Annotated in this window: 2 protein-coding genes; both read right to left on the reverse strand. The window is 51.8% G+C overall.

Annotation, left to right across the window (positions count from 1 at the left end):
- A partial coding sequence (locus tag AUR66_RS20555; RefSeq protein WP_197409752.1) for a VOC family protein occupies nucleotides 1–348 on the reverse strand: 348 nt, incomplete at its 3' end.
- Nucleotides 349–402: 54 nt separating this feature from the next.
- Nucleotides 403–711, reverse strand: a 309-nt coding sequence (locus AUR66_RS20560) for an aldolase/citrate lyase family protein (RefSeq protein WP_231727858.1), incomplete at its 5' end; no start/stop codon positions are given.

Here is a 711-nt window from a genome sequence, read left to right on the forward strand (position 1 = left end):
GAACTGGTGACCGTGCGGTGCCTCGAATCTAATGGCCTCTCCTTGTCCGGGTTCTGTTCCAGCATCGACTCGAGTGACGTCGATGCCGAGTTGCTCTAATCGCTCACTGTAGGCATCTACGTGTTCGGGCTGAGCAGTCTGCCAGCCAATGTGGTCGACACCCGCCGATTCGGATTGTGTGAGACTGAGCGAATGGTGGTCGTATTCGTCCACGGCGCGCAAATAAGATGTCCCGCCGACACGTTCTACCTCTTCTAACCCAGCGATGTCTCGGAAAAAGGTGAGCGATTCTTCTAAATCAGGCGTTTCTAACGCTACGTGGCCTAGTCGGGCGACTTCTGGAGCCATCGTATTGACTGTGATTGCCAACCATAATAAAAACCAACCCCAAATATACACTCTCTACTGGAAGCTGTGAGTGGGTTCACCACGAACTGCATCAAGCCGACTACTCAGTGTCTCTTGAATCGAACTGAGATCACCTCCAAGGCGAATAATCTGGTAACCCTGTTGTTTTGCTTCTTCGATAGCGTCGGGGTCGTTTGCAATCCCACCGAGGGGGACATCTGCAGACAGACACAACTCTCTGATTTCTCCGACCTGTGCAGTTACATCTGGGTGTTGTTTGTTCGTCGGGTGTCCCATCTGGACCGAGAGATCCGATGGGCCGATGAAAGCAAATCCTAACTCAGGAATTTCAAGTATCTCTTC

The sequence above is a fragment of the Haloferax profundi genome (assembly GCF_001469865.1).
Lineage (GTDB): Archaea > Halobacteriota > Halobacteria > Halobacteriales > Haloferacaceae > Haloferax > Haloferax profundi.